The sequence below is a fragment of the Vallitalea pronyensis genome, from assembly GCF_018141445.1.
Lineage (GTDB): Bacteria > Bacillota > Clostridia > Lachnospirales > Vallitaleaceae > Vallitalea > Vallitalea pronyensis.
Window position 1 is genome coordinate 5,614,787 of record NZ_CP058649.1, and the last position, 26,431, is coordinate 5,641,217.

The following is a 26,431-nucleotide window of genomic DNA, read 5'->3' on the forward strand; positions in this document are numbered from 1 at the left end:
CAAGATACTCTAAATCACTTCACTCTGTTCTAATATGTTTTTAATCACATCTGAGTAGTGGATTAGTTCCTGAAGTTCACGATCATTCTGTACATAATCTGCCATCTTTGGGTATTTTTTTAACACATTAATAATATCTTGCTCTGCTGCTTCTATACGATCAACCTTCAAATAACAGCATCCTCGGTTATAGTATAAGAATACAGCTTCTTGGTTATGCATAATCCCTTCAGTAAATACGCTAATTGCCTTATCATAACGACCTTCGTCTCGATAAATAACACCTAAATTAAGATAGGCATAGGGATAGTTTTTTGTTATCTTAATGGTCTTCTGATAATAGGCTTTGGCTGCATGTATTTTTTGCTGCTTGGATAAGAGGACACCCATGTTAAAAAGAGCCATATGATGTCCCTCATCAATGGTCAATGCCCTTTCCATAAGCGTTATGGCTTCTTCGATGTTATCACGATTTTCATGGATGGCACCCAGGTTAACAAGGGACCAAAAATCATCCGGATCGAGTGCCAAGACTTTTTCATAATTTTCTATTGCTTTGTCTTCCTCTCCCACACTATCATAGGCATAGGCAAGGAAAAAATAAGCCTTAACGTAATAGGGGTCACAGGCTATGGCTTTTTGATAATACCTTATGGCTTCGTTGAACTTATCTTGATGGTCATAGAGTATGGCTATACCATAGTAAGCTCTTGCTTCTGATTCGTCACAGGCAATAATTTCTTGATACATGTTAAAAGCCTTGTGAAATTCATTGCGTTCATCATAGATAATCGCCATATCCAGCATTAAATCAATGTCTTTGAATCGTCCCAATTGGTAAGCTTTATTAAAATAAAAGAGTGCTTGGTCCAGATTATCTTCTTCAAAGTATTTCTTACCTAATACGATGTAATTGTCAATATGGTATTGTTTCATGTTTGGTCTCGCTTTCATACGTCCCCTTGGCACCTAGGCTTCATTAAAATGCTGTAGAAATTCGTCCACTGTATTAAAATCCCTACCTAGTTCATATTGACGATAGATGACATCATCACCTAGTACATGACTTATATTTTGTATTGGATGTTGGTCACAGGCAAAAACAAATATATTGGCATTATCCACAGGATATATTCTTTTATACAATGCCCCTAATTCATCCAGAGACACCCTCTGAAATTGATATGTTTGACTCAAACAAATATGTACAACCTTAAACGCCATTTTAAACTCTTTTGCTTCAACGATGCCTTTTTTCAAATCTTGTAATAATAATACTTGATAGTCAGGTTTGTACTGATCAATAACTTGCTGTAAGGTATAAAATTGATAAAGTACCGATGCAATATGACTAGCGATAAATTCAAGGGTCGTTATATTTTCTTCATCACCTAATATTTTATCTCTAATTGCTAGTATACCAATAACCCCTAGAAGTTTCAACTCATTATCTTCGACAAATATTGGCACCATGATGGCACCGCTATAATTGCCCTCAAAGGCTTCCACCACATGAGAAGGAAATATACGTTCCACATCTGCCTCACTGTTATAGATGATATTTTCACCTTTTTTAAGGGGTTCGAAATCTTGCACCATGGGTATTGTCTTTAGATCCCCGTTAATATGGATGGATTCTTGTATAGTAAGTGTGTTTTCTTCTTGATGATACAAGGCAATAAAACCACTTGTCACACCGAATAACACACTCATTGTACTGAGGGTCAATTCAAGAAGCTGATCACTGCTCTTGGCCCCATTAATATGCTTCATGAGCACATTGAGTTGAACAATCCTATTTAGCTTATTGTTCATCACTTCTTTTTGCTTCATTATTTGATGAAAATTTCTAGCATTCGATATGGCAATATAGGTTGATGAAGCAAGGCTTTCTATGAGTTCAAATATACTCTTTTCATAAGGATTATTATTGGTCTTGGGACCGAGTGTCACAAACCCAATTAGGCGTTGATCTTTTTTAATGGATACAATATATTGGGCTTTTATATCTTGAAGTTTCTCATTCGCTTTTTTAAATAACTTAAAAAAAGCCTGCCGTTGGTCTAAATCATTCATGTCTGTTAATGTCCCAACCTGGATATCATCTATAGGGCGTGTCGGATATAGATTAATGAACATGATTAGTTTTGAATTATAGACATCTTTCAGACTCATTAAACGGTAGCTTTCTGTTAGTTCATCATATAAGAAAAAAGTAGTAAAACTACTTTGTGTCAGTTCTGAAAAGGCACTGATGGATAACTCGTATAATGTGCTTAAATCCAATTGGCTAAGGAGCGCCTTTGATGAATGATTGATTGCAAATAGATTAAACAATTTTTCATTTAATTGCTTGCTCATATCCAATAGATCATCGTAATTTTTATGGTTCGTTAAAGCGGCAGCGTATAGATTCATTAACGCATTAGCAATAATAAAATCATCATCAGCAAATGTATCTTGCAGCCGATTGAGAAAGATAATACCATACAAATCACGGTCCATAATAAGAGGAATGGCTATTAGGGCAGGGTAATTTTCCAATACCTCTTTTGGAAAATAGTCTTCAATCTTTTCATTGGTCAATAAGCCACTATGATAGTAAATGAGCTCATCATAAGACTTATCATCGTAGAAGATACAATCACTTTGCTCATATCCATGAACATGTTTTAATTTATACTTTGCACCTTTTTTTACAAAAAGTGCTATTTGATCAGGTAGTAATAATTCATTGGTAAATGCATAGATGTAATCTTCTACATGACCTAAGTTAAATTTTTGGGAAAAAAATTCGATAGCATGAACCAATCCTGTATAACGATATACTTTTTTACTTATATCTTCATTTTGTTTATGCTGTTCTAATATTTTATCTAACATTTTTTCATAAGCCATACGCTAGCCCTCTTCCATTTTATTCTATGCCTTAATCAATTCATTGTTTATGACATAATAGGAGATGGGAAATTTGACATACTTACTATTATGCTTTGTATGGGATTTAATGGTAATGGAGACATTGGGATATAAGCAACTGCTCACCTTAAGTTCTCCTTCACCCTTAGCATGTAAATAAGACACATATTTTTTTTGCTTATTATATAGTAGCTTTAAATTCTTTTTAAAGTATTCAAATTCCTCACTTAGTTTTTCATATTGTTGTTTTTGATCTTGGTTCAAATGCCCTACAGAATAGATGGATAACTTTTGTTTGATATGATTTATTTTCTCTTTAACTTTGCTAATGGTTAATAAAATCGTGTCATATTCTTCTTTAATTTTCTTACGGTTAAAACCATTAATCTGGATTTTCGTATACGATTCTGTACGATTGCCAATCTCGCCAGCTTGAACTTTTATATCCGCTTCAATGGTACCACCAATAATACGACTTTTATAGGATTCTAAAATGACTTCTTTAGCTTTTATATCGCAGTTAATGGCATAGGACCCTATGTTAACGGTTCCATCACATTCAATGGTACATTCTGATGCAAACTTCGTATATAAATCGCCATTACACTTAATCTTCGCTTTATTTTTACCAGCAATACCACCACGGATATAGATATTGCCATCACGGCTTTCAATGGTATCCACACTACCTACACCCATATCGCCCATAACTTGGATATCGTGATCCGCTCGTACGATGAAATTATCTTCAATGGTTTTTTTGATTTCAACCATCCCATCAAAATCAATGTTTCCTGTTTTGAAAGAAACACTACCATCTATCTCTAAGAAATTACAAACGCCAATGACATTATTTTGGTAAATAACGGCACCTGTCCTCTTGGCATATAAAAACGTTTTGTCCTCTTCTTCATCGTATTTCTGAGTAACTGTTTTCTTATCGTACTCAAGTTGCACTTGCCTTCCTGCTTGGGCAGGTATAACCTCTCCCCACACAGTCTTACCAGGTACACCTGGCTTTGGTTCAATACGTTCACCTAACCATGCACCTTTTTCTACCTTATTAATGAGATTCAGTTCATAATGATTGACTGTTTCGTCTTCTATCATCTGAGGTTTGACATCTTCAACCTCATAGAGCTTAACTTGCGCATCTTCGCCACGTACTGGTAGTACGCCTTCAGCTACCTGTATCTTTTTTAACGGCTCTATGTCATTGATAATATCATGAACATCAATACCATATACAATCTTAGATTGATCTATAGCTTCCATAATGTACTGTACCAGTTCAGATTTGTCCTTTGAATCAAATGCTTGTTGAGTCATGTTAATGACAACATAACCTTTTAAACGGTCTTTACTAACAGATACCTCAACCAAAGGCTTTTTTATACCGATGCTAATAATTTTTCCAGATGCTAACGCAATTGCAGAACCCAAGGCACCAAAATGGGTCAGGTTAATTCTTGGATATTCTAACATGATCGCCGTAAAATCTTTCATGTTAAATCCTTTTTCAAAAACCCTGACATAATACCGTTCTTCTTTCTCTATAAGTTCTAAGTATTCATTCGAAAATATTACCTGACTAAACACAATGAGTCCTCCCCATTTCATCATAAATAATACTAAACGTTCATCCCAAATATATGATTGACCTTTCACATAGGAGAATGGGTTCTATCGCCTCAATAACGAAGCGAATGCTTAAGCGCCATCCTTATGTTCATGTCATAAAATCTCTCTCTATTTTTGCTATTATTTATTATACCTTTATTTTGATATCCAAAGCAATATAAAAATTGAAAAAATATTCCTTAATTTAATTTTTTTTAAATGATAGGCATGCATAAAGACACAACTCCATATTTTATATCGACACATATCTCTTAAAACTTTACGATTATTTTATGGAAAGGTTAAGCCATTATTTAGGCTTATGAACATGTCAATGTTGTTATAAAAAATAAAACCCAAACACTGGCAATACATGGCCACTGTGTTTGGGTTTAGTTAATAACGCTTAAGGGATAACCGTCAATATGTGACAAGGAATCCACGAAAGCCAATACCTATTATCGTTTATGATTCATTGTTTGGTCATTGATGATAAGGTGGCACAGGTTCTGACACATGTCCATACACCAATTGACCATGTACATAGACAGGTATATAAGCCGTCTTCTTGGGTGTAGACGTTACATCTGTCATTGACCAATCATTGCTGGAATCCCAATGGGTTGTCCATGCTGCATCTTGTTTAGCTACCAAAGCAAAATGAATATCCCGATCACCATAGATCTGCTGATCCTTCCATTTAAACTCCATGTAATAAGTACCACCATCGTCTGCCTTTATAGGTCCTGTACACGTGGTTTCTCCTCCTAAGCTACTTTGCTCATCATACATGATTTGGAATTGAACATCGTCAATGGTTTGTCCCGCATCTAACAGTTCTTTGATATTGAAGTAATAACGACATGCCATATCATTTTCCAATCTTGGTGGATGAACCGTTTCATTATGAATGGTAATGGTGATTTGGGTCCGTTGATTATTATCTTGTTCCAACTTGGCTTCTGCATAATATTCATCCACTGAAGGCTCCAATATTGGAAATTGACTTAGAGGGACATCATTTTGTTCATATAACAGATAATGGCCAGCTAGAGCGCCTACAAAAGCCGCATTATAATCAATAGCCACTTCATTATAGGCATAATCGGTGATATCGTCTTTATGGTAGTCGTTTGCATCCGGACCACCTACCAGAGCACCCCACAATGTATGCTTATGGTTTTCTGGCTGCAGCATACTATTGGTTTTTGATCCATGGGCGGCTCGATGATGGGGGTGTTGGGCATGTTTATCTGTGAAACCTACTACGTAGGCATAACCCATTGGATTATCACCTAAAAGATAATCCATTTGTCCCTTAGCCCAATCCGTTAAATCCGTAGCCTCTGGATGATATTTTTGATAGACCAGGGTACAGAGTTGAGCTGCGGTATTGTATCTGGCAGAACCCCAGGTATTAATCATGGCATAGCCATGTGGTGTTTTATATAAATAATTGGTATCTGTCGGATCTTCATGTGGAACGGCACCTCCCGTCCAATACTCAAGATTCCATCTTGAAAAATAATCAAATTGACTGTTGTCAGGAAATAGGCCGGCTAACTTTGTAAAAACACCACCCCATACAACATCCCAACAATGCACCCATATGTTTTGCCATGTGTTGGACGTGTTGGTAATAATCCTGGACATATAGCCTGTATAGTTACCTTGATCATCAACGGCATCAATATGTCGGATATAGGTTAAATCGCCTGTAACCGTATACAACCAAACAGCTGCCCAAGCTAATTCATCCTCATCGTAACCTGAGCCATAAAAACCATCACCATTTCCAAGACCTCTATGTTTTCTTGCAAAGGTATAAAGGGCTTTACCTTTATCTAAGCATTCGTTAGCATAGATTGGGTCGATATCCTTATAATTTAAGTACATGAGGGTTAAGGCTGCTGAAGCTTGTGCCGCTTGATCGCTGGCAGGTGTTTCTGAAGTAGCAAAATCGGCTGGTCTTGGATATTTTGAAACAAGCTGAAGTTCAGGTGGACCCCAATAACTATGATCGTCATTGCCTTCTCCAACCATATAACAATAAGCAATAACATTTCCTGATTCATCTACAAATGTACTGCGCAGGAAACAATCTGTAAACCATTTCAAAACTTCCAGCATATGCTGGTCTTGATTGGTTTTTGTAAAAGCTTCTTTAAATTCATAATAGCCCCAGCCCAATGTTGATGCTGCATAACCTTGTGGTAATCCAAAACGAACATGATCACCTGCATCATGGTAACCACCACTTAGATCCATGGTACCATTACCATCAGCATCTAAAACATGCCTATAAGCATTAATAAAGGATTGACTCAAATTCGTATGGGTAGTATCCAGTGGAATCGCTGCATCTTCAACATGACAATCACCACGCCATTCAAGCCTGCCTCCCGTTATACCGTGTCCACATTTATTAGCATCATAAAAATAAATGGATTTTTGGAGGGCTTCTGCATAATTATAGTCTGTTTTTGCAATGGACGTAACATCTTGATGTAAAGATGTTATCATGATTAAAACAAACAGAATACCTGTCATACCGACCGAACAAAATTTTTTCATAAGAACCTCCTTATATCAAAGCGACTATGTCGCGTCTTGCGAAGCAAGTTGTATCGTTAGGAAAGTACCCTTAATGCATATGAAAATGCTTCTGTTTCATATGCTATTGAGAAAACTTTCTTAAAAGTTGATGAAAAGGGGCTGATGCCCCTTTTCCGTTACTCTGTTACTGTAAATGTATAGCTGGTAATTTGGGCAGTGTTTTGAACATTACCTGATGAACTAGAGAAACCGAGCACTTTGGATTCTCCAGGTTGAATCACCTGGTCATAAGCTGCTGGTTTAATGAAATAGTGACCGTCCGAACTTCCCGACATTATAGTAGCTGTCCAGAATGTATTAATCACAATGTTCGTTTTCATTTCTAAAGACCAACTTGCAGTAGGTACATCACCTGTATTGGTAATGGTTAATTCACCATTACTTCCGCTTCCCCAATCTTGGGTAATGGCTAGGTTAACATCTAAAGCTGCTATTGGCGTAGGCTCTTCACCTGGGGCTGTTGGCCAGTTAGGATGATTTGGGTCTGGAATGGTTCCAGCATCTTCAAATAACATGGCATAGGTGCCATAAGCAACAGCTGCATCCACTTGTCCCCAGAATCTATGGTAAGTGAATGTTGGTGCATTGGCTTCAAAATCACCACTATCCCAAGCAGCTTGTACTTTTCCAAATTCAGGCATACTCTTGTATTTTGAACGAATATCTAAGAAACCAATACCTGGCTTAATGTCATCGCCGTTAGCCATCTTACCTGTCCATCCATTCGGAACATGAATAGTTGTTGTGGATTTATCAAAGAAACGGCGATAGTCTGCTCTTGTTTCTTCAACAGCAATACCGATTTCATCACGATAATTTGTCCACATTCTATTTAACAATTCTTCTGCCATTTCACGAGCAGCTGTATCATTGGCTTTTTTGGCATAATACGTTAACGTGTTAGCCAAAGAACCCGTAATACCAATATCTTGATTCCACGTTTCCACTGTAACACTTAAATTTGGGTTGCCAGTAGACGTACCTGTCCATGTGTCTGGCTGACCTGTCCATATTAAATTGCATGGTATTTCATAGGTGCCATCTGCATGTAATTTTACTTGGGATATTGCCCATGGTACCCACTTATCCAGCAAGTTTTTAGCCATTAGATTACCTGTTTCGTAATATAACTGTGCCACACGCTGCATGGTCCATGTTTGCATGCCAAACCATCTGCTATCTTCTGGATCCACGTACACAGGTGCTTTTTTCCAAGCTAAGCCATAGAATGTAGGTACGTTAGCAGGTCGTGGTGAATAGTCTCCATTCCACATGTTTGTGGCACCACCAGAAATGGCACCTTCTTTTGATTGCAGCCACGTATAGAATTCCAATTGACGATCCAAGGATGTTGCCCAATGTGCTTTTCCGTTGGTGGATAGAGGTTCAAAATCCGGATCGTTTGCTAGGATATAGGCTGTCATTGGATTTTGATAACCTGAATGAACATGTGATCCGCCAATTTTCCATGCCCAATTAGCACCTTGTCCAATGCCGCCGCCCCAAGCATAATACCAACCTAAAAGGTAGTGAGCACTATCCATACCTGTTCCGTTATCACCATTAATGTTGGTAGCGCCTATTTTTTTATAATATTTATCAAAGAATGATTGTCTTAACCAATCACCCATTTTAATGGCTTTTGAATTTTCATCTGTCACGCTAGCCCCTTGCTCTTTTGCCCATTTATTGGCATAATAAGAGGCTTGAACTGCTCGAGCATCTGCATCCGATGCAATGGTATAACGCCATTGTTTCGAATAATTGGCATCAATGGTATATAAATCTAAGAAACCATTAGGTCCACCCCACTTGAATACTTCCCATGATGGCTGTGGAATCGTTTCCCAAGTTGATTCTTCTGGTCCTCGTTGGAACGTGTTAATAAACGAGTTATTGGACGTACCATCACCACGTTTTCCATAGCCATACCAGTTATCAGCATCTAACAACCAGTGCATACCGTACACTTGGTCACCATAAGCTTGGACAAGTTCATTATGTATAGGGTCTTTGCCGGTTGGTGTACCAAACAACAGTTCCGAGGGGTAAGATTCTGGTGTAGCATATTCTTTTGCAATTGTTGCAGGTGATGTAGGATTGTAATAGTTCATAGTTGGTTGGTCTTTCTTAGAAGGAATCATATAGGCTTCTGTCGCTTTCCAAGCAATTTTGTAAGGCTCCCAGTTACCTGTATATTTACCATACATGGCCTCTAACCATAAATAGTAGCTAAAACCTTCTGACGTTACCACATGACCATAATCTGTTGCTTCAACAATTAATTCTTCCACCGTGTGATAAGGAACACCGTCTTCACTAAAATAGCCATTATCCTTCGTGTGGAGTTCATGGTATAATTCCATGAACCGCTGTCGATTAAGTGTGTCGCCACTAACTTTTGATTCTGCATAAGCAGGTATCGCTACAGTGGATAATAACATGGTGACTAAAATCAGCAAACTTATTCTTTTTTTCATAATTAATAGCTCCTTATTTTTATTTTATTACAAATTGTGTCAATGATATATCGCATTAACATGTAATAATAAGCATGAATAGCGTATTAATTAAGTATTAAGAAGTGGTTCTTATGTCAAGGGATATCCGATATTACATCACCCCCTTGAATACTTTTATAATTGTTCAGCCAGAAAAAAAGCATCTTACAATTATAGATGTACCATATGCGTACAAGGTCAAAAACGGGTTAGCCCGTATATTACTTGTCATATGTAGTTAATCATGATGCGCATGATTTTTCAATCAAAAAAATAAATAAAATAAAATATTGGTTAAAATTATACAAAATATAAATATTAAGACTATTACTTTGCCATAAAATATAATTGCTTTATAGTCTAAATATTTCCAATAAACGGAAATTAAACGTCATTATTTACAACAAAAAAATAATACAGCATTTCCTCCAAAACACATGTCATATTGCGTTTAAACATATTACCTAAAATGACTTTTGGCTTTCTCTATGAATCTATAATAAGTAACAAAAGCATGCATTCATTTCTAAAGAAATTATAGTAAATCTAATAAATTCCATGTCGGAATATGGGTAGTCATTAAAGGCCGATTTTACCCATTTCCTATAGAGGATAAAACCGCCGATAATGCTTCGGAGACATATGAAAGTGTTTTTTAAACACTTTAGAAAAAGTTAAGGGATCCTTATAACCGACAGATCGAGCAATCTGAGCGATATTAAGGCTTGAGTTTTTCATCAGCTCATGTGCTTTTTGTAATCGATATTGGGTCAGATATGTCTTAGGTGATTCACCTATCTCCTCCATGAAAAGGGCATACAGATAACTTCGGTTAATGGAGAGATAAGCTGCTATTTCATTCACCGTAACATCTCTTGAGTAATTGGCACCAATATACCCTTTTGCTTCCTTTACATAATCGTTATGATACTCTGCGTCATCATCTATTAACATGGCATCTTCTATCATTTGACCTAATATGGCGTATAGGTGACCCAGTACCATACATTCTCTTCCAGGACTCAAACGGTTATACACATTAATTTGTTGAATATGGCTGATAATAGCGTCTTTTTTATATGAAAAAATTAAATGGTCTTTATCTAAATTAGCCTTCTGCAAATAGGTTATAGCCATATGGCCAGCAAAACCAATCCACATATAAGACCATGGTCTTGAGTCATCTGCTCTGTAATATGTTATAACATTCGGACATATCAAAAAAGCCTGTCCTTTTTTTAGATGATACATGTGTTGACCGACTTCAAAAGTCCCCTTTCCTTCCGTTACAAAATGAATAAGATAGTGATCCCTAATGGCAGGACCATAACCATGACCTGGCAGACATGCTTCTTCTCCACTGGTATAAAAAACCAATTCTGCAGGATCTTTCTTTGGATGCACCTTCATGTTCAACACCTCCAATAATAAACAAGTCTACTTATAGTTATACAACATTTCACCATATATTTCAAACATAATACCATAGTAATACATGAAAAAAAGGTCTATATTATACTTATTAAAGTAACCTAATACGCAATAATCATTCAAGGAGGATTATGTCATGCCAAAAATTACATTTATGGGTGCTGGTAGTACTGTATTTGCTAAAAATGTTTTAGGAGATTGTCTTCTCTCTGAAGCATTAAGAGATTCCCACATCGCTTTATACGATATTGATGAAAAGCGTCTGGCTGAATCCGAAATGATGTTAAAAAACATCAACAATAACGTGAATGACAATCGGGCTAACATCGTATCCTATACCAATCGAAAGGAAGCGCTGAGAGATGCCCAATATGTCATTAATGCTATTCAAGTAGGAGGATATGAGCCTTGTACCGTGACCGATTTTGAAATTCCTAAGAAATACGGCCTTCGTCAAACAATTGCTGATACACTGGGGATCGGAGGTATTTTTAGAGGTTTACGGACCATCCCCGTTATGTTGGACTTTGCTAAGGATATGGAAGAAGTGTGTCCGGACGCATGGTTACTTAACTATACAAATCCAATGTCCATTCTGACTTTAGCTATGTTAAAGGCTACCTCCATTAAAACAGTGGGTCTGTGCCACAGTGTCCAAGTATGTGCATCCGGGTTATTAAAAGGATTAGATATGGAAAAAGACCATGTCCAGTGGAAGATAGCAGGTATTAATCATATGGCTTGGTTACTGGAGATTACCAACAATGGTCAAGACCTATACCCTGAAATCAAAAAATTAGCACTTGCTAAAGAAGGACCTCATGACGATATGGTTCGTTATGAGATCATGAAGCAATTCGGTTATTATGTCACAGAATCCAGTGAACATAATGCTGAATATATGCCATATTTTATTAAAGATAGATACCCTGAACTGATTGAGCGGTTTAATATTCCTCTAGATGAATACCCTAGACGATGTGTTAATCAGATAGAGGAATGGGAAAAGCAACGCCATGAACTGGTACACAACTCCGTGCTTACCCATGAAAGGACCCATGAATACGGTTCCTATATTATTGAAGCCATGGAAACGAATCAACCCTATAAGATTGGCGGTAATGTGATGAACACAGGTCTTATTACCAATCTGCCATCGGATTGCGTTGTTGAAGTGCCTTGTTTAGTGGATCGATCCGGTGTTACACCTTGTTATATTGGTGATCTTCCTATTCAACTAGCAGCTCTTAATCGTACCAATGTGAATGTACATCAGTTAACAGTAGAAGCAGCTTTAACGGGTAAAAAAGACTATATTTACCAGGCAGCTATGCTTGACCCCCATACATCAAGTGAATTATCCATTGATGATATTCGAAGCATGTGTGACGATCTCATTGGTGCACATGGTGACTGGTTACCTAAGTACAAATAATACAAATTAGTCCCTTGCCTTTAGTATTATCTATGCATATTAACGACCCATTTCTAAAGGTGTACAATATATACAAAAAAACAACCAAAGTTACATGATTTTACACATTGAAATGATGCGTCTATCTATGATAATATTATTATTATCTCATATGGACGCATTATTTTATTAAAATATTGTAGCTGTATGAGATTCAAAGTCATTGTGAGAGGATATTTTCAAAAATATATTAAGCGAGGGATACATAATGAATTTTTTTAACATTGATGGACCATTTCAGAAAATAGGTAGTTTTGTATTTGACATTATGGTATTAGGACTCATATGGACGCTAATATCCATGTTTGGTCTCGGTATTACCATAGGTGCAGCAACAACAAGTTTATATGCAGCATGCTATGTAGCATTGGTAAAAGAAGAAGGGTATGTTTTTCGAACGTTTTTTACCACCTTTAAAAATAAATTTATCAAGTCAACCATTATATGGCTTATACTTGTCCTTTTATATGTTTTAATGTACTTTAATATTACATCCATAACAAGAGGTTTTCTGGATGCCCAGTGGCTATTACCTATTTATTTTAGTATAACAATTGAAATGTTCATTATGACATTATATATCTTCCCACTTCTAGCAATGTCTGATTTGAGTATTAAGAAATTATTTAAGTATTCTTTTATCTTAGCCAATAAGCATTTGCCCACAAGCATATTATGTGGTGCTGTATTTGTGGTATTAATTCTATCACCATTTTACATTAGCCCCATTCTTGTTGCTGTTCTGATTGCAGTTGTTTGCTATATTTCAGCACGTTTGATTATGAAACGTATCATCGCTAAGTATGATACCAGTGTATGGTAAGTTAACGGATCATATGTATCTTATAAATAAAGGAGCAGTCATAAGCACCTTATGGTAGAATACCCTGAGTGCTTATGACTGCTCCCTTTTGGTTTATATGTAAATGAAGTTTTGCTTACATCTACGGAAATAGCTAAGTCGGTATCCATGTCGAAGAAAAGAATCTTACATTCGTTTATTTTCGTAATTAGCAAGTAAGTCTTCTAATTCCTTAGCACTTGTACCATAATCCTTGTCTAAATATATAACCTCTAGTATACGACGGTTAAGGGCACCACTCATAATAAAGTGACCCTGCATGGTTGCTTTAAAGAAAACCCTAGGAAACTGAATATGGTAATCCACATGGCCTACTTCACCAAGGTATTCAATGAAATCTTTTGTGATGCCATCTTCTAATGTAATTTGTTGGATGTAAGACTTATTACACCCTTTTCGTAATGTATTTGCTGCTAATATTTGCAACATACCACCTCCTTGTAAATGCGTGTTTTCATTTGCTTGTTTACATGACACAAAAAGTCAGAGAAATTAATCCCTGACTTATTATATTACGCTTATCCATATTTCATTCCCAGAATTTTACTGTTCGATCATTTCTCTAATCTTCATGGATAATTCCTCTATTTTAATGGGTTTATTAATAAATCCATTAATACGGCTGCGAATGGATTCATCAATATTTTCAAGACCATAGCCGGATAAAAATACCGCTTTTACACCAGGGTTAATGTCATATAAACCTTCAAACAACTCTTCGCCGCTAAGCTTTGGCATGACTAAGTCCAATAAAACAAGATGAATATCATACCAATGATCTCTATAATAGGCTAATGCTTGATAACCATCAGCAAATGTGATGACTTGGTAGCCTAACATCTCTAACATTTCTTTTATCAAATCCCGTAGAATGGTTTCATCATCGATGACCATGATCTTCTCATTACCTTTGATTAATCCCTCTTTTTCTTGAAGGGGTACCATGGTTACCGTATCTATAACGGGTATTTTCACAGTGAAATCTGTACCCACATTCATAACAGAATTAACACTAATATAACCGCCATGGCTTTTAATAATCCCAAAAACCATAGCAAGTCCAAGCCCTGTGCCTTTTCCAATGCTTTTGGTGGTAAAGAATGGCTCAAAAATACGTTCCTTTACTTCTTCACTCATACCAATGCCTGTATCGGAAATAACCACAACAATATAGTCCTTATTTGTTCCCCTATTTTTATCACGATCTTCCGTACTATTATAGGTTCGAAAAACAAGTTTACCTCCATTGACCATAGCATCTCTTGCATTTAACCCAATATTCAGCAATGTATTTTGAATTTGACTTTCATCACCTAAAGCCATACACTGCTCAGCTTTTAGTGCTATCGTAATATCTATTTTCTTATCGATACTCCTTTCTAAGATTTCTACCACGCTATAGATAATCTCGTGTATATTAATGGGAACCATTTCATAATCTGACTCTCTGGAAAATGTCAGCAAACGATTCACAAGTGAAGCGGAATTATTAGAACACTTTTCAATATAGTTAATATATTTTCGGCAATCTCCTGTATAACATTTTGTTTTAATAATGGATATGGCTCCCCCTATGGCCATCAATTGGTTATTAAAATCATGGGCAATTCCCCCAACCAGTTGACCAATAGCAGATAGCTTCTCTGTCTGACGTACCATGTTTTCTAAGTTACGCTCATTGGTGACATCTCGAATAATCAGAATGATTTGGTCCTCTCCAAAGGGATGTAAGACCACCTCCAATATTTTACCTAAGGTTCTGGAATATTGCTCCACACGATTCTTCTCATTTATGGCATCCATTTCATCCAATAAATCCACCCAATACGTTTCTGTTTTAAGAATTTCTTTTAATGTTTTTCCTTCTATGGCCACATGATAGCCTACGATTTCTTTTAATGAACTATTGGTTTCTATACATAAATAATCCATCACTTGTCCTTCATGGTCATAGATTTTTTCCATACGTATATAACCATTAAGCATGGTTTCAAATAATGAACGATACTTCTGTTCACTGCGAAGCAGTTTTAATTCTGATGCTTTTAGTCGGTCAATACTCTGCACCATGCCCACCATACGGATGGGTTTACCATCCGCTTCTCGTTCAATGGCTGCCCCCATTCCCATATACCATACATCATGTCCATCTTTATGACGGATTCGACATTCACACATGAATGTTTCTGTTTCTTGTCCATAATGTTCTTCCAGCTTTTTAATGACCTTCATCATATCATCTTGGTGGATATAAGTTGTTATCACATGACTATCACCATTGAATCGTTCACCATCATATCCCAAAGAAGCAGCAAAGCCAGGATCTATATAGAGATTATTGCTCTTTGCATACCAATCCCATTCGTAGAGATTGGCGCTTTGGACCGCTAAAGCTAGTCGTTCTTCCAGTTGGTGGGATGAATGAATATGTTCTGTTATATCTTGTACTTGCACAAAGTAACCTTCTGGCCGAAGCCGATTAGGGCCTAAGATACTTATTCTTACTTCAAGATATTTTTTGTCCTTCATCGTATGATTAAGCTGTGTTTCATGATCATCATGAAAGTCAAATTCCATACGAAAGCTAACGTCATGTCCACTCTTAACTTGTTCAAGGCTCCTCTTGGCCATCTTGTATTTCTTAAAAATATTAATCCCTAAGATATTTTCCTTGGCATCAATTTCAAACATCTTCAGACATATGGGATTTGTCACAATCAATTTTCCCTCTGCATTATAGAGTTCAAGACCTACAGATGACGCCTTAAATATACTGACAATGTTCTCCATGTCAATTTCAAAATCCTTATACTTTTTGATAATAAAAGAAATGATTAATATGGCATCAGAAAATATGAAGAACAACCGATTGGTAATATAGAGGTACACATCAAGATCCCCACTTTTCAAGTATATGTGGCATAAAAAATTGAAAATCCCCCAGAGTAAAAAGAAACTGCCGCATATGTAATTATGGGACTTCTTGGTCCAATATAATGCCATGCCTATGTATACAAAATAAAAGCCCATGTAGACAAAAAATATCATGAGATAGTCATAGCCTATGTATTTTGTTCCAATAATAAAGGCCATGACAAGGATATATACAATGTTAATTTTTCTCCGCCATCGAATGGGTACAAAAAATTCAATACCCAAGATGGTAAACAAATAACTGGTACCGAGTAGTACAAGTCCTATAATGGATTGATCCGGTATAAGGTATTTCCCACATAGAAGATTGGTGCTTAAATAGCCCATGTAGAATACCATACTGATAATCCAATATAGAAAATATTTACTTTTCTTAGTGACCTTCACATAGAGACAAATAAAAACTAATAACCACATAAAACAAGAAACAATACTAAACAAGTTAACGATCTGAATCGTGTCCATATTAACACCTCTTGCACAAAATTATCCCAAATTAACCATCCATGTGTCTACCTAAACATGATAACAGGAGGTATTATACTATTTAGTTTTCTCCTGCTACCTTAAGTAATTGATTCTCCATACAATGTTTCACATTTAATGTAACCTTTGATTTTTTAAATTGGACCACAACAGTATCCTCATCCATTGCTAACACGATACCTTTACCAAACTTTTTATGTTGGATCGTACCATTAACTTTTAAATCTCCCATTAAATAGGTACACAACTGAGTTAAAAACCTTGATGGTTTCGTAGACTCATGGTAACGTTCATTCACGTAGGAAATATAGAGGTATTCTTTAGCACGTGTCATACCTACGTAAAATAATCTTCTCTCTTCTTCAATATCTTTATCACGATTGGATTTTTGATGGGGTAAAAGCCCCTCAACTGCACCAATAATCCATACAACCCTATACTCTAGACCTTTTGATGCATGCATGGTCGTGAGTGTTACAGCATCCTTGCTCAAGTCCATCTTATTGCTTTCTTCCATTTTCTCACGATAGGCTTCAATGTGTGCAAACCATGCGTCAACCTGCTCAAAAAGTCGAGCGCTTTCACTTAATTCTCCAAGGATTTCGTACAAGCCATCCACACTGATTTTGCGATAAGCAGCATAATCTTGCAGGTATTGGTCATAACCAATAGCCTTACGTATATATTCAATCATTTCTGATGTGGACCTTTTTCTCATACATTGTAGATGATATTGCATTTCTTCTATGCGATCAATCATCCACTGTTTATCTTGATAATACTGATAAAGTCCACCCAAGACATCATCGTATTCTTTCTTTATCATAGCTATTGCAGCTTTGGACACATAGCGCTTTGGCTTATTCACAATGCGCAGTAGAGCTTCACCGTCTTTGATGTTGCATGTAAGTCGTAGATAGGCCATGATATCTCTTGCTACCCAATGGTCAAACAACAGAGCAGCTTTATCCCGTACAATAAAAGGAATATGCATATCTAAGAAAATATCGATAATAGCTCTTGACTGGATGTTTGTGCGGTAGATGATGGCTATTTCTGATAAGGGTATCTGATGTTTTTTCTTAAGGGCTAATAGATGATGAACCATTTGTTTGGCTTCATCATGGCTATCTTTTGCTTCTACAACAATAGGATGTTTTCCCAAATTGTTATGGGTGACCATGTCCTTCATGTATCTTTTTTTATTTTCCATGATAACCTGTTTACTTGACTGAACAATATGTTTTGTGGAACGGTAATTTGTATTCAGAACGATACATGGTGCTTGCTCATAATCCTTTGGAAAACTCAGTAAAAATTCTGGCTTAGCCCCACGAAAACTATAAATGGATTGATCATCATCGCCTACAACAAAGAGGTTATTCTCTGGAGACACAAGCATCTGAGTGGTGGCATACTGGACCCGATTAATGTCTTGAAACTCATCAATTAAAACATACCGAAAACGTGACTGCCAATAGGTAAGGACTTCCTTGTTTTGCTTTAACAAGGCATAACATTTCACCAGCATATCATCAAAATCAATCATCTTCTTTTCCCGTTTAAAGGCTTCATACAAACCATAGATTTTTTTGAATATGTCCGTTGAACATGATGTTGGGTTATAATATTTAATCTGTATCAATTCGCTTTTCATTAACGATATTTCACTTATCACATCTGCGATAAATTCGTTCTCATCTGCATACTCGATATGAAGTTTTCTGACAATATCACGAAAAACTTCTAGCTTCCGGTCATCCATCAATAACTGGTTAATTTGAAGGTCATAATAACTTTGTAAAATACGAAAAAATATGGCATGAAAAGTCCCAAAATTGACCGTTTGTCCATGCCTGCTGTCTGATATTTGCTCAAAGCGCTTTTCCATTTCAAGAGCTGCTGCTTTTGTGAAAGTTATGACAAGTATATGTTCGGGCTTAACGCCACATTGCTCAATAAGATAAGCAATTCTATGGGTAATAACCATTGTTTTACCAGAACCTGGTCCAGCTAATACCATCATAGGACCCTGATGATGTGAAACGGCTAAATGTTGGTTATCATTTAATGCAAAACCCATCAGCATTCCTCCTTATATGCCCTATTATAGCATAAAATACCATATGATTTAAACCTGTAACTGTCAGATATCTCATAAAAAAGTCATCTCACCACCCTAAAGTAATGACATGACCCATACCCTTCGATTTTTATTTTAGAATTAAACCTCAATGATGTCATATGTAAACCAAATGATTAACTGCTTTTAAATACATCGTGAACGTCTTCCACGATACCCCCATCAATCAACTGAGCATCTACCATATCCCTTAAGATAGACATACCTTTTTCATGGGACAAGCCTTCACGATAAGGCCTTTCTTCCATGAGTGCTTGATAAATATCTAAGCACATGATTAGGCGTGAATTAAAATCTAATGCATCTTTTTTTAAGCCAAATGGATAGCCTGAACCGTCTAACTTTTCATGGTGGTTACACGCCCATTCTGTCAGCTCTTCAAATCCTTCGATTTGTGATAAACATATTCGGCTAAAATAGGTATGTTGACGAATAAGATACAGTTCATCTTCTTTTAGTCTATCGGGCTTATCTAGAATCTCATTACTAATGGCCAGCTTTCCAAGATCATGTAAATTGGCGGCTATTTTTAATTGTAATACTTCGATTTCATCTTTTTTGTAGTAACGAGCCATCTTTTCAACTTTGTTGGCTAGGTCATGAGAATGTCTTAAAGTAAATTCAGACTTATTATCAATAATCCTTGAGAATATTTCTGTGATTTGCTGCAACTCACACCAGGTAACCTCTCTCTTAATCTCAGGAAGTGTGTATTTGATGGCATATTCTATAAAATTATCACTTAAATCCAGCCAAAAGCTAGACTGCTGGCTTACCTGCATAAAAGCCTCTACAATCTCTGGTGCAAAGAGCTTATTGGCTTGTTCTTGAATAAACTGCTCCACTTGCTTTATTTTATTGTAATGAATAAGTTTAAAATTAAACTTATTATCCAGATAGTCTCCAAAAAAAATAAGCTGAGACATCATGGGTATTTCCATACCTTTAACACCAAAAAAGCCTGAGCCGTCATAAGCTTCGTGGTGATATTTAATAACATCCCTTACATCTGTGAGAAAAGGGTAGTTTTCAATGTTTTTTTGTCCAATGGTACAGTGCTCTTTTACATTTTCTAGAACAAATTTTTTCTTATGTTTTTTAGCCCGAGCCGCCATCTCCAGCATGTATTTGGTAACGCCGTTATCATGAAGTATGGCACATGCAACCAAATCATAGCGTTCTTCTGGATGCGAACCAAGAAACAAAGCCAATCGATTAGCAATATAGGCTACGCGCTTAGAATGATTAGAGGTAACCCCTAACACGTCCATTTCGACAAAATCCAGTGTATAAGATAAGGATAGCAGCAATTCATTTAAGTTTATATTCATCATTCATCCCTTTCCTATTGTATATACCTGATACTTAGGTAAATGGTATTGGTTTATTTACATGAAGTTTTATATCATTACAGGATTGTTAACATGCATCTTGCCTACCTATAGTTTAGCTGCATTCATCAATGCTGGTACGATTTGCTTCTTTCTAGAAAAAACATCTGGTAAGAATATGCTTGTATCCTCTTTGCCCATTTTAAAAGCATTCTCTGCCATCCATCTTCCTTTCCCTACAGCTAATAATTCCGTACCACCTACAACAATATCCGTTATCATCAATACAGCAAGGTCAATCTGCTCCAGCTGACACATTTCCTCCATACGCTTACAGATATCGTGAAACATTTTATAAAACCCAGCGAAGTCACCTGTGTTAATCTGTGATATCATGACTTTATACTTACCAAACATAAATTTCTTCATATCACCTAAAATAATCTTATCCGGCGTTTTTTTGTCAAGAGATGAGCCAGCTGTTATGAGTTTCATACCATACTTCTGAATATCTACTTCTGCTATTTTGGCCAGCATATCGCCAATCCGTTTATCCTCATGGGTACATGTAGGGGACTTAAAAAGTAGTGTATCTGAAATAATAGCACTTAACATAATACCTGCCATGGGCTTACTAATGGGTATCTTATTTTCTTCGTACATCTTAGCGATAATGGTACAGGTACATCCAAGTGGTTCTAATCTAAAATACAGTGGAGCTATGGTTTGCACATTTGCAACCCGATGATGGTCAATGACTTCAATAATCTCTGCTTCTTCAATACCTTTTATGGATTGATTTTTTTCATTGTGGTCTACTAAGATTGCTTTTTTCCGATTAATATCCACCAAGTTACTTCGTGATATCATGCCTTTAATATAACCTAATTCGTCCACCACTGGAAATCGTCGATGCCCAGATGTTAACATGTTTTCCATCACATCATCGATGGTTTCATAGGTTGTAAAATACTCCAAGGAATCCTTTCTCACCATACTGGTAATGGGGACAGTATAACTGATTAATCGTACAATTTCATAGAGACTGTACTTGGTTATCATTACCGAACCGGGATAATCCACCAAGAGGTCATGTTTATCCTGACTATTGGCAAAGATAATGCAACACCCATTGGTAGCATATTGCTCCATGAAATCATCCTGATAATCAGCAATGAGAATATCTTCTTCATTTAATATATGACCTTGCTTTAGATCTGAAATGAGGTACACGTTTCCTTTGATAATTCGCTGGTGGCAATCTCCAGTGATAACCTTTGCTTCTAACTCACGAATAATATTTTTATACGGTGTTTTTGCATCCTTAAGTAACGTTCTACTGGTCAATTCTAAGAAGGGTGGGACAATATCGGAAATAGAGACAATACCGATTAAGCGTTTATTTCTATCCACTACGGGAATAGAACGCCCAATCTTATTAATGATTTTCTCAAGAACTTCTTTTATCGTGTCTGTTTGATAGGCCACAACACTACGTGGCAAGTTTAAATCAGATACTTGCGGTTTTAAATCTTTCAGCAATCTAGGCGGCGCCACGCCAAAGAAGTCCAGAGCATAGGTTGTTTCTTTATTGACCGGTCCTAATCGAACAGGTATATACTCATCTTTTCCTATTTGCTTTTTCAAGTGTGCATAAGATAAAGCTGCACAAATGGAGTCAGTGTCTGGATTCTGATGCCCAAATATATAAATTGTATTCATAGCAACACCTACTCTCTTTCGCATATTGATAATGATTAAATGACTCGAATAATGATCTTTCCTCAGTTGAATATATTCTATCAAAATACCCGTTGTTGTGCAATCCATTTATCTCATGCCAAACAGTTCTTTAGTTTAAGACGTATAGGTCGTGCAATCATCTTAAATAGTAGAATTGTACTAATATTATAACATTGTTGTTGGAAATTGTAGGTATATTTGATATAATGTAAGAAGTTAATAAAATTGGGGATGATAATTCTATGACAAATTATACCATTAAACAAATTAATACTTTTAATGTTATTGAGGGGATGGAATTAGCTGATGATGTTATCTATTCAAATGGTTTATTGTTGTTTCCAAAGGGTACTGTTTTAACGGATCGACATATTCTAAAATTGAACTTATATAAAATAAAATATGTTTATATAAAAGATTTTATTCAGCAACCAACTTTCTCTAGAGCTCCACTCCAACAACCTATCATTGATGAGCAGACTCGACACAATTTTATAGAGTTTACTAAGGACTATGAAGTTCAAGAATCCAAGGTAAAAGATCAATTGACCCGTATTAGTGATGGTCACTCTGTAAAAACTACCGACCTCTTTTCCATTAGTTCAAAACTGCTAGAAGATTTAGGTTCACAAAGTGACTTATTTAGCCATCTATGCCATTTAAAAATGTCACACGACGTTACTTATACACATTCCCTTAACGTCTCCATGCTATGTAACATCTTTGCTCAATGGCTGCATTTAAATGAAGCTGATACCGAAGCACTTACGGTTGCAGGCCTGTTACATGATATTGGCAAGACTAAGATAAGCAGTGACTTACTCAACAAGCCAGGCAAATTAACCGAAGAAGAATTTGAAATCGTTAAGCGTCATACTAATATTGGTTATGATATGGTTAAAGATAAAAACATACATGAAGGTATCAAACAAGCCATTCTGTTACATCATGAAAAAATGAATGGAAGCGGCTACCCCTTTGGATTAAGCTGGGACAAGATTCACCCATTTGCTAAGATTGTATCCATTGTGGACATCTATGATGCCATGACTTCTGAACGTACATATCATAAACGATTCTCACCCTTCAAAGTTATTCAGCACTTTGAAGAAGAGTGTTATGGTGTATTGGATACAGAATACATGTATATCTTCTTAGAACATATTGCACACAACTATATTGGCAGTCGTGCCAGATTATCCACAGGTCAAGTCTGTGTGATTAAGTTTATCCACTCCCAATCACCTTCTTATCCTATTGTCCAGATAGATAAGGACATGGTGGATTTACGTCAAGAAGACGGTGTAACCATTGAAGAAATTTTATAATTTTAAAAGGGGTTATCGCATAAAAGCAAATGATTGTTTCTACCTTTGTTTTTATACGATAGCCCCTTTATGGTTATTTTGTCCTTATGATTCACTGGATTCCATTATTTTCATGCTTTTTAAGACATCTAAAATTTCATCCTTATATTGCTTATAGCACGTTTCACTTATATTTACATGTGCGCCATAAAAGCCATCACCATAGATAACCTGCATGCTAACACGATCATCTCCCGTACTAATATATACTTCTGCCTGTAGGTCGTCATCCGTTATAAAACTTCTTTTTTATCTATTGTGTTTATTTCTCCATGAACGAACAAGAATATTATTTCCATTTTGAATACAACCACCATAAATCTCTGCCTTTTCAAATTCATGTTTTTTCGGCAATGGACATGGATAACGCATATTTCTGGGTTTTATAGTCTGTGGTTTTATTGTATGTACATTAATGATGTTATCTGTTAAACAACTTCTATGCTTATGTTCCTCTTGTAGTTTATGGTATAGTTGGCTAACTGTTTTTTCTGATTGCCTATACGCTTGCAAAGCTTGACATAATGTATTACCATAAGCATCTGTATTGCTCATTAATTGTTGTATATCTCTTTCTACTTCTCTTAACATATGTTGAATATTATTTTTTCGTACATCTGGATGTATCTCTAAGCTTGTTGACCGATAATCTGCTGCTATTTGTTCCATGTGTTGTAACATCTGACTTAATTGTGACGTTATACCTTCTGCAGCTTCCAAATTTATCTGTATGTGCACCCATATCACCACCTTTACCTAGCTGTTAAATGATAAGATGTATCTCTATCAAAAATATAGGGCTGCTTTGCAGCCCCATAGTTGATTATGCGAATAAATTCGATGTTGCATTGTTGATCTTTTTATCAGTTTTACCATATTCCTCAGCTGCTTTTTCTAAAAATAAAGCATAGGACTGAATGACTTTTGAGTAGTTATCAAAGTTTTCTCTTAATCCTTTAAACTTGTTAATAAAGCCATTGGCTGCTTCACTATCCCACTTTGCTTTTAATCTATTCATATGTTGTTCAATTTCTTCCATCTTCCTAAGAAATTGTCCGTCAATAGACCTTATATTACCAGCTACAGTTGTTAAGGTACCTGGTGTTACAATAAATTGTGCCATATTATTCATCCTTTCTAGGTTCTTTTAATAGGTAAGTCTTATCATTAAGACTTATTTACTTAATCGCTCCATTGTACTATCTGCTTGATGCTAACCTTCTTGCATTCTCTTTGATGCCAGTTTCAGTTTGTCCATATATTTTCCCTGCTTCTTTTAGAAACAATACATAGTTATCAAGTACTTTTTTAAGATTTTCAAACTCTGGTTCAAAACCTCTTATTTGATTAGCATAAGCTGAGTTACCTTCACCTTGCCATTTTGATGATAGGCTTTCTACCTCTGAGATGAGTTTCTTGTATAGGCTTACATACTCTGCTACATTGCCTTCTACTGCTTCTGCTGCAGTTAATAATTGTTCCGGTGTTACATTAATTGATGCCATAACTTAAACCTCCTTATTCTTTTGCAATCTGACTTCTTCTTAAACGTTCTCTTCGCTCTCTTCTTTCTCGTCTACGTTCTTCCTGTCTTTCCTGCCATTCTTCATATTCTCGTATTCTTCTCGTATCTTCACGATCGATATTTCTTGCAACCCGCTCTATCTTGTCAGCAAGGTCCGATATCTTACGTGATGTCCATCTAATGTCTTCTTCTAACCCTTCACCTTGTACAACAAATTCTTGTGACGCTTCACCTTTCCATACACATACAATATCATTAATGATGCCATGTAATGTTGTTGACTCTCCATTTAGTTCTCCTGCAAGTTGTCGCATTCTACTCACTTGTCTCAAAACCTGTTCTAGACGAATTCTTCTTGTTGGTCGGACCATTCTTATTCCTCCCATTTACATATGTTGAATGATATAAATGGATGGTTAATTCAACATACTTACCTTGTTTTTAAGTTGAATAGCGCCTCTACTCGTTTACATTCAACTTATAGGTGTAACCTTTACCAATATATAATGTATATATGGTGTTCCTTACACGTTGTATGTTACATGCTTTTAATTCTGATTTCAACAAATCCTGACGAACGGTACGTTTTATTGGATAAACTGCATTTGACATGAGGTTTTCGACATGATTCGACTAGGTGATACATTGTAAAGAAAAGACATCTGTACTATAAAAACCTCCTCTCTGTTATTGAAATAACAAAAAGAAGGTTTTACATAAACTAATCAATCATTTAGTTTTGGTGTGGGAAGTATAAGTTAATTATAATACAAAAGTGGTAGAAACTTACTATAAGTTAACTCTACCACTTTCTTTAATCACCACCGATTACATGATGTTATCTTGAAATCTACATCTTCTGTGTTATTAGCTTACAACTATTTGGAATAGCCAAGTAACTGAAGCTTATTCTCATAACTTAGTTTTTCGTCAAAAATAATTGTGTAGTCTTCCAATCTTTTCAACATTTCTCCATAATGTATTATCTCTGTATAAAAACGTTCAAAGATAAATGGTGCCCTTTCTCTATGTTCTATTAAATGTTTCTTTTGAGTTCTATCGACAAAGGACAACTCGTAAAAATCTTCTTCAATCACAGTTAACACAATTTTGTCTCCACTCATTTGATTTATTGAATATAGATTACAGTTTGTATACTGTTTTATTAAGTTTTCCAAAACATCTAGGTTTTCTACATCCTCAAACTTAGATACATTGGGATAATCAATACTATTTCCTAACAAACCTCTCATCCAAAAAGAAAAACTTCTTACCATCTCATCTTTTGAATGAAACTCCGCTAGCTTAGTTTTAACACCTCTTTCACTCATAGATAGTATATATCGTGTATCAAGCTTATTTAAAATGTAATTTACTTCTGCATCTGCAAAAATCACTATCCTTTTTTCATCAATTGAGCAATTTATTTTTTTGCCTACATATTCACTCAACTTGTTTATGTAACCCATATCAAGCATT

19 protein-coding genes are annotated in these 26,431 nt (G+C 36.0%); 3 read left to right on the forward strand and 16 right to left on the reverse strand.

Going from position 1 to position 26,431, the window contains the following annotated elements; genetic code table 11:
- Positions 1-9 precede the first annotated feature (9 nt).
- The 6 genes from HZI73_RS23480 to HZI73_RS23505 all read right to left on the reverse strand — a co-directional run bounded on the left by HZI73_RS23480 (position 10) and on the right by HZI73_RS23505 (position 11,066).
- Positions 10-954, reverse strand: coding sequence for a tetratricopeptide repeat protein (locus HZI73_RS23480; protein ID WP_212695767.1), 945 nt, complete (start codon positions 952-954; stop codon positions 10-12).
- Between the two features lie 15 nt (positions 955-969).
- Positions 970-2,898, reverse strand: coding sequence for a GAF domain-containing protein (locus HZI73_RS23485; protein ID WP_212695768.1), 1,929 nt, complete (start codon positions 2,896-2,898; stop codon positions 970-972).
- Positions 2,899-2,922: 24 nt separating this feature from the next.
- Entirely contained in the window at positions 2,923-4,518 is a 1,596-nt protein-coding gene (locus HZI73_RS23490; RefSeq protein ID WP_212695769.1) for a DUF342 domain-containing protein, read from the reverse strand.
- A 504-nt stretch (positions 4,519-5,022) separates the two neighbouring features.
- Positions 5,023-7,113, reverse strand: coding sequence for a glycoside hydrolase family 9 protein (locus HZI73_RS23495; protein WP_212695770.1), 2,091 nt, complete (start codon positions 7,111-7,113; stop codon positions 5,023-5,025).
- Positions 7,114-7,271: 158 nt separating this feature from the next.
- Positions 7,272-9,635, reverse strand: coding sequence for a glycoside hydrolase family 48 protein (locus HZI73_RS23500; RefSeq protein ID WP_212695771.1), 2,364 nt, complete (start codon positions 9,633-9,635; stop codon positions 7,272-7,274).
- A 624-nt stretch (positions 9,636-10,259) separates the two neighbouring features.
- Positions 10,260-11,066, reverse strand: coding sequence for an AraC family transcriptional regulator (locus HZI73_RS23505; protein WP_212695772.1), 807 nt, complete (start codon positions 11,064-11,066; stop codon positions 10,260-10,262).
- A 157-nt stretch (positions 11,067-11,223) separates the two neighbouring features.
- On the opposite strand from HZI73_RS23505, the gene melA reads away from it, so the two are divergent.
- The gene (melA, locus tag HZI73_RS23510) at positions 11,224-12,522 is read left to right on the forward strand and encodes an alpha-glucosidase/alpha-galactosidase (protein WP_212695773.1); all 1,299 of its coding nucleotides are present in this window, start codon (positions 11,224-11,226) and stop codon (positions 12,520-12,522) included.
- Positions 12,523-12,769: 247 nt separating this feature from the next.
- Entirely contained in the window at positions 12,770-13,384 is a 615-nt protein-coding gene (locus HZI73_RS23515) for a YesL family protein (protein ID WP_212695774.1), read from the forward strand.
- Between the two features lie 165 nt (positions 13,385-13,549).
- On the opposite strand, the gene HZI73_RS23520 is transcribed toward HZI73_RS23515, so the two are convergent.
- The 5 genes from HZI73_RS23520 to HZI73_RS23540 all read right to left on the reverse strand — a co-directional run bounded on the left by HZI73_RS23520 (position 13,550) and on the right by HZI73_RS23540 (position 22,039).
- Positions 13,550-13,852 (reverse strand): hypothetical protein, encoded by a 303-nt coding sequence (locus HZI73_RS23520; protein WP_212695775.1) that lies wholly within the window; start codon positions 13,850-13,852, stop codon positions 13,550-13,552.
- Positions 13,853-13,966: 114 nt separating this feature from the next.
- Positions 13,967-16,822: a hybrid sensor histidine kinase/response regulator gene (locus tag HZI73_RS23525; RefSeq protein WP_212695776.1), complete on the reverse strand. Its 2,856-nt coding sequence runs from the start codon at positions 16,820-16,822 to the stop codon at positions 13,967-13,969.
- 82 nt (positions 16,823-16,904) lie between these two features.
- Positions 16,905-18,926 carry an ATP-dependent helicase gene (locus tag HZI73_RS23530; protein WP_212695777.1) on the reverse strand — a complete coding sequence of 674 codons (2,022 nt, stop codon included), beginning with the start codon at positions 18,924-18,926 and terminating at the stop codon, positions 16,905-16,907.
- Positions 18,927-19,102: 176 nt separating this feature from the next.
- Positions 19,103-20,320 carry an HD domain-containing phosphohydrolase gene (locus HZI73_RS23535; protein WP_212695778.1) on the reverse strand — a complete coding sequence of 406 codons (1,218 nt, stop codon included), beginning with the start codon at positions 20,318-20,320 and terminating at the stop codon, positions 19,103-19,105.
- A gap of 105 nt (positions 20,321-20,425) precedes the next feature.
- Positions 20,426-22,039, reverse strand: a complete 1,614-nt coding sequence (locus HZI73_RS23540) for a putative manganese-dependent inorganic diphosphatase (protein ID WP_212695779.1) — start codon at positions 22,037-22,039, stop codon at positions 20,426-20,428.
- A 263-nt stretch (positions 22,040-22,302) separates the two neighbouring features.
- Here HZI73_RS23540 and HZI73_RS23545 point away from each other — a divergent pair, with 263 nt between their 5' ends.
- Entirely contained in the window at positions 22,303-23,388 is a 1,086-nt protein-coding gene (locus HZI73_RS23545; RefSeq protein ID WP_212695780.1) for an HD-GYP domain-containing protein, read from the forward strand.
- Positions 23,389-23,676: 288 nt separating this feature from the next.
- Here HZI73_RS23545 and HZI73_RS23550 read toward each other — a convergent pair whose 3' ends face one another.
- The 5 genes from HZI73_RS23550 to HZI73_RS23570 all read right to left on the reverse strand — a co-directional run bounded on the left by HZI73_RS23550 (position 23,677) and on the right by HZI73_RS23570 (position 26,430).
- A complete protein-coding gene (locus HZI73_RS23550; RefSeq protein ID WP_212695781.1) occupies positions 23,677-24,165 on the reverse strand; it encodes a hypothetical protein in 489 nt (162 codons plus the stop codon).
- An 85-nt stretch (positions 24,166-24,250) separates the two neighbouring features.
- Complete coding sequence (locus HZI73_RS23555; protein WP_212695782.1) at positions 24,251-24,550, reverse strand: WXG100 family type VII secretion target; 300 nt, start codon at positions 24,548-24,550, stop codon at positions 24,251-24,253.
- Positions 24,551-24,626: 76 nt separating this feature from the next.
- Positions 24,627-24,932, reverse strand: a complete 306-nt coding sequence (locus tag HZI73_RS23560) for a WXG100 family type VII secretion target (protein ID WP_212695783.1) — start codon at positions 24,930-24,932, stop codon at positions 24,627-24,629.
- 13 nt (positions 24,933-24,945) lie between these two features.
- Complete coding sequence (locus HZI73_RS23565; RefSeq protein WP_212695784.1) at positions 24,946-25,323, reverse strand: WXG100 family type VII secretion target; 378 nt, start codon at positions 25,321-25,323, stop codon at positions 24,946-24,948.
- A 507-nt stretch (positions 25,324-25,830) separates the two neighbouring features.
- The gene (locus HZI73_RS23570; RefSeq protein ID WP_212695785.1) at positions 25,831-26,430 is read right to left on the reverse strand and encodes a hypothetical protein; all 600 of its coding nucleotides are present in this window, start codon (positions 26,428-26,430) and stop codon (positions 25,831-25,833) included.
- Position 26,431 lies beyond the last annotated feature (1 nt).